Here is a 4908-nt window from a genome sequence, read left to right as displayed (position 1 = left end):
GCGCGCGAGCTTGCGATGTATCCCGAAAAACCGTTCGCCGCGGTCCAGAGAACGAATTATCTTGCGCTTCCGATCATCGACGTCGTCGCGGTCGAGGTACTCCAGACGATCGGTTTCCAACCGCCGGTCCAGCCACGACGCATCCGGTCCGCCGCGCGGCATGCGGTTGATGTCGAAGGTCTCCGTGGTCATAGCGTTCACCCCCGCGCTGCGGGAACCGTTATCGGTGGATGTGGCCATTCCGGCTCGGCGGTTGGCTGCGATCAGCCGCATCAGGAACGAGGGCCGCGCGAGCCGGGCCGGCGGGTCGACGAAGTGCATCACTCGAAGGACCGCTTCGGCGACGGCCGGATCGTTCGCGGCGGCGGCCTGTGCCTTGTCTATGGGCCAGTTCACCAAGTGTCTCGGCACCCGACGCCAACCACCTCCCTGGGACACGGGGAAATCGGTGAACCGATTTCCCCGCCACACCGGGCCGATCTGTTTGGCGGTCGCTTTGAAGAATCGCCGGCTCACATCTCCGTCGCGATCGGCCAGGCAGTCGTGCAGCGCGACGGCCTGCAGCGCGGCCATGGTCATGCCCTGCATATATACGGGGTTGAAGCTGCAGATCGCATCGCCCATCACCAGCAGCCCCGGGGGGAATCGACGCATCTTGTCATAGCGTCGCCATGTGCTGGCCGGGTAATGCTGCGCAGACACCCCGCCGAGCGGCTCAGCGGACCGCAGCGCGTCGATCAGAGTGGGTGGCGCGAATTGCGCGGCACATTCGATTACGCCGGACAGGTCACGGGGGAGTTTGTACCCGCCTACGCCGAACAAGGTCAGGATCCAGGTGTCGCCCTCGTAGGCCACAGCCACCACTCCGGCCGGTCGTTCGGGCAGCGGACTGACCGAGAAACCCAGTTTCTCGCCGATTGTGCCTGCGGGGACCCGCAGAAATTGGCTGGCATAGTTCAGATGCACCGGGTAGCTCTGCTCGATCGGTCGCTCGGAGCCGAGATTGCCGAGGAACGCCGGCGTATGCCCCGAGCGGCCCATCGCATCGACCACCAAGTCGGCATCCAGCACGGATTCCTCACCCGTGTAGCGGTTGACCACCCGGGCGCCCGTAACCCGACGGTCGCGGTCGGTTGTGGGCTCGACGACAGCATGGCTGTCCAGAATTCTCACGTTCTCGATGGCGCGGACTCGCCGCCTGACATGGGAATCCAAGAATGGTCGGCTGGGTTGATAGACGACCAGCGATGCCGGGTCGGCAAACTTGTCCGCGACGTCGAGCTCATGCCGGCCCAACCGGACATATACCCGCGATGGCTCATTGGGCAGGACTTTCGCGCCTGCGGCGACGAGTTCGTCGAGCACGCCGGGAAACAGCTGATCCAGGACGTTCGATCCCCTACTCAGCAGAGCATGAAAATGCCGTGCCTGGGGCACACCTCGCCGCTGCTCAGGACCGTCCGGCAGCGGATCCCGCTCGACGAGCGTGACCACCTCGTAGAAGTCCGACAACACCCGGGCGGCGAGCAGCCCGGTCATACTCGCCCCGCAGACGATGGCTCGCTGTCCGAGTTTGCTCATAGCGCTCCCTGCCGCAACTCGCCGTCGTCCTCCTCGGCGAGAACGTTGCCCGTCGACGCTTCGTCCTGTTCAGCAAGCACGAACAGCAGGCATGCCGGGTTCAAATCGTCGAATCACCGGTAGCCTCGTCACGCCAGCTGATCTCGATTTCTATTTCGGTCTCGTCGCCGTCGACCTCGATTTCGAGCTCCACATGGACGCGCTCGGGGACGACGATGTCGATCGTGTCCCCGCCGGATCCCAGCTTCACCTCGGAGCCACCGGCAAGCGCCTGCCCGATCGCGATGAGCCGCTCGGCCACTTCTTCACGCGAGAGTTCGGACTTCCTGTTGATCTCCAGCTTCGGCACGACAACTCCTGCCTCGATGCGGGACGGATCGATAACTGAACAATAGCTGGTGCGAGGGCGGCGTCGGATCGAACCGGGAAGCTTGACTGTGCCGGTTTCGGCGAGGTTGTCGGCATTGTGCGCGGCCACAACAGGCACGGTCGCGGAGGGTCCGTGGGGCGCAGGGCGAGTGCACCTCCGCGGCGGCACACAGGGCGCGGAATTCCCAACGGCGGCATCGAGATCCGGCGTCTCTGCGGAAAGTGCCCAGGTGACAGAGAGGGCGTCACTGGTCGTCCACTGCGTGGGCGAGTGCGCTCGAACGCGTGGACGTCCGAAGGTGTCACCGGTGACCGGAAACGGTGCGCGAGGGGGGACTTGAACCCGGAAATGTGTCACGGGCGACCCAAACACGTGGTTGAGCACATCTATGGAGGACGACTCAACTAGGTGGACAGTAGCAGATCTCGGGTGCACATGTGGTGGAAGCGAGTTAGCTCGGAACCGCCTGAGGCCAACCCGTGCACGAAGAGCATGAGACTTGGTGGTGGCCGACGCTCGGCGATTGGTGGACGCCACTTGGCGGGTTACCGCGCGAATCGCGGACCGCTGTTAACAGGCTCGTGCGTTCGGAAATGGTTATACGGATACGGTGCTTGTGTCGGGGCGCATCGGACATCGGTGCAGGATTGACAATTCCATCGTCTTGGCACAGTCGCGAGCTGGATCCGGCTGGGCGCGTAGCCGAGGTTGCCGGCAGCGATTCCGGTCAGTTCGGTGATGGGTCCAGATCAGGGTGGAGGAGGAGAACGTCGGATACACGGCATGTCGGCAGTGATTAAGGTTCGGAAGCTTCCGGATCCGGGCGTGTCGATGCTGCAGACTGCCGAACGGACGAAACCTGGACGGGCCCGTCAACTCGACGCTGTTCAGGTTCGGGAGTTGATTGCTGGCTATGAGGGTGGGGCGACGGTGTATCAGTTGGGGGTTCGGTTCGGTGTCGAGCGGCGGACGGTCAGCGCGATTCTTCATCGGCACCAGGTGCGGATGCGTCGGCGTGGTCTGACGTCTGAGCAGGTTGATGAGGCCGCCCATCTGTATGGGCTCTTTCGAGAGTCGGCCAACGTCTGGGTGTTGATGGTATGGCCGTTTTGAATCGGCTTCGTGAACGCGGGGTCCCGACGAGGGATCCTCAGGGTCGGCCGTCGGAGTAGGCGGCCGTGAACGGTTGGCGCCCGCGGCGGGGCTTCCTCGGAGGATGGGCCTTGGCCTCAGTGGTTGGGCCGTTGCCGGGTCGGGGCGGTGATCAGTAGCAGACCGGCGAAGGCGATAACCGCGGCAGTGGGATAGCCGACCAGCAAGTCTTGCCATCCAGAACTCCACAAGAAATGCCAGTCGCCGAGGTGGGTGAGCATGTGGGTGAGGCCGACGACCAGACCGATCACCGCGAGCAGCCATCCGAGGGTGCGTCGCCGCCGTTCGCGGCGGTAGGCGTCGGTGTACATTGACCGGTCGCGGGCCCGTGCGGCTCGCCATTCACGGATGTCCATGGTCCCCATTCCTCGGATGCGGGGCAGTTGCCACTGCCGGTAACTACTATCCAGGTTAGTATGTTGTACACCTTCTACCGATCGACCGCGTCCGCAACGCAGCGCGAAACCCGGTCCGGCTCTCGGATCAGATCGGCAGCACGGTGTTACTGACGAACGCGTCGCGAATCCAGCCGACGAACACTGCCCACGTGCCGGTGACCAGGGCGGCACCGACGGCGAGCAGCATGAGTCCGCCGAGGATCTGGATCGTGCGGGTATGGCGACGCAGCCACGTGACGGTGCGTACCGCGTGGGACGAGCCGAAGGCGAGGGCGATGAACGGCAGGCCCAGTCCGAGGCAGTACGCGACGATCAGTGCCACGCCGCGTGCTGCGGTCGTGCCCTGAGTGCCTGCGGCAACCGACATGACTCCGGCCAGGGTCGGGCCCAGGCACGGGGTCCAGCCGAGTCCGAAAACTGCTCCCAGCAGCGGCGCTCCTGCCCAGGATGCGATGCGGCGGGGCTGAAATCTGGTGTCGCGCTGCAGCGCTGGTATCCAGCCGAGGAAAGTCATGCCCATGAGGATGGTGACGATGCCGCCGATGCGCTGCAGCAGATCGGTATTGACCTGCAGCAATCCGAGCATGCCGAAGACGGAGGCGGAGGCCAGAACGAATACGACGGTGAATCCCGCGACGAACAACAGTGCCGCACCGGTGGCCCGCCAGCGTCCGCGCGGCGGTGAGTTCACCTCCGATGCGGTGACCGCGGGCATATCGGCGCCGGAAATCCCGGCGAGGTAGGACAGATACCCGGGTACCAGGGGGATGCAGCACGGCGAGGCGAACGACACCATGCCTGCGAGGGCCGCCGCGCCGAGGCCCATCAGCAGCGGGCCGGTAGCGGCTGCGGTCTGGAAACCCGAACCCAGCCCCGCGAGTATCACAATGATCCCGCAATGGATTCAGGCAGGCGGACGGGTTTCGGCATGGCTGGGCCTTTCGTTCGGGTGTTCGGGTTTGCGCGGTCGGACCAACCGTGGTCGATCACGGTTCCGCGGCGAGGCGTTGCACAGTCGGTACCAGTACATCCGGCCGCAAAGGTTCGATGAATACCGCGGCGACGCGATGGCGGCGATCCAGAACCACCGTCGTCGGGACCACGCTGGTGGGATAGTGTGCGCCCAGCGCGCCGAGGGTCGTCATATCCGGATCGAAGATCGACGGGTAGGTCACCGCCCGGTCCGATATGAAAGCTGTTGCGGTGCTGCGGAGGTCGCGCACGTCGACACCGAGGAACTGCACGCCGGCCGTCTGGGTCTGCGCGAAGGCCTGCTGTAGGCCGGGGATTTCCGCGCGGCACGGGGCGCACCACGAGCCCCACATGTTCACCACGACGACCTTGCCGGGGAAGTCCGATACGTGAATCGTGGTGTCGCGGACGACGTCCGGGCCGGTGAGATCGCCG

General features: G+C 64.8%; 5 protein-coding genes and 1 pseudogene. 1 reads left to right on the top strand and 5 read right to left on the bottom strand.

All coding sequences use genetic code 11. The features are described 5' to 3' along the window. Together A5780_RS19815 and A5780_RS19810 are read right to left on the bottom strand one after the other, a co-directional pair. Window positions 1-1539: NAD(P)/FAD-dependent oxidoreductase (locus tag A5780_RS19815; protein WP_064909217.1), on the bottom strand; the 1539-nt coding region annotated here is incomplete at its 3' end. A gap of 148 nt (window positions 1540-1687) precedes the next feature. Then, a pseudogene (locus A5780_RS19810) lies at window positions 1688-1930 on the bottom strand (amphi-Trp domain-containing protein); the annotation flags it as partial. A gap of 804 nt (window positions 1931-2734) precedes the next feature. On the opposite strand from A5780_RS19810, the gene A5780_RS41135 reads away from it, so the two are divergent. Beyond that, complete coding sequence (locus A5780_RS41135; protein ID WP_197521804.1) at window positions 2735-3064, top strand: hypothetical protein; 330 nt, start codon at window positions 2735-2737, stop codon at window positions 3062-3064. Window positions 3065-3180: 116 nt separating this feature from the next. Here A5780_RS41135 and A5780_RS19800 read toward each other — a convergent pair whose 3' ends face one another. The 3 genes from A5780_RS19800 to A5780_RS19790 all read right to left on the bottom strand — a co-directional run. Further along, a complete protein-coding gene (locus A5780_RS19800; RefSeq protein WP_063917719.1) occupies window positions 3181-3459 on the bottom strand; it encodes a hypothetical protein in 279 nt (92 codons plus the stop codon). Between the two features lie 127 nt (window positions 3460-3586). Continuing rightward, a complete protein-coding gene (locus tag A5780_RS19795; protein ID WP_082976581.1) occupies window positions 3587-4327 on the bottom strand; it encodes a cytochrome c biogenesis CcdA family protein in 741 nt (246 codons plus the stop codon). Window positions 4328-4487: 160 nt separating this feature from the next. Next, window positions 4488-4908: TlpA disulfide reductase family protein (locus A5780_RS19790; protein ID WP_064909216.1), on the bottom strand; the 421-nt coding region annotated here is incomplete at its 5' end.

Source organism: Nocardia sp. 852002-20019_SCH5090214 (genome assembly GCF_001665865.1).
GTDB classification, from domain to species: Bacteria; Actinomycetota; Actinomycetes; order Mycobacteriales; family Mycobacteriaceae; genus Nocardia; species Nocardia nova.
This window is presented reverse-complemented; position numbering and strand designations above follow the sequence as displayed.

Bases quoted from the DNA above. Each gene is read 5' to 3' on its own strand.
- A5780_RS41135 (WP_197521804.1), top strand. From the start codon at position 2,735: ATGTCGGCAGTGATTAAGGTTCGGAAGCTTCCGGATCCGGGCGTGTCG.
- A5780_RS19800 (WP_063917719.1), bottom strand. From the start codon at position 3,459: ATGGACATCCGTGAATGGCGAGCCGCACGGGCCCGCGACCGGTCAATG.
- A5780_RS19795 (WP_082976581.1), bottom strand. From the start codon at position 4,327: ATGGGCCTCGGCGCGGCGGCCCTCGCAGGCATGGTGTCGTTCGCCTCG.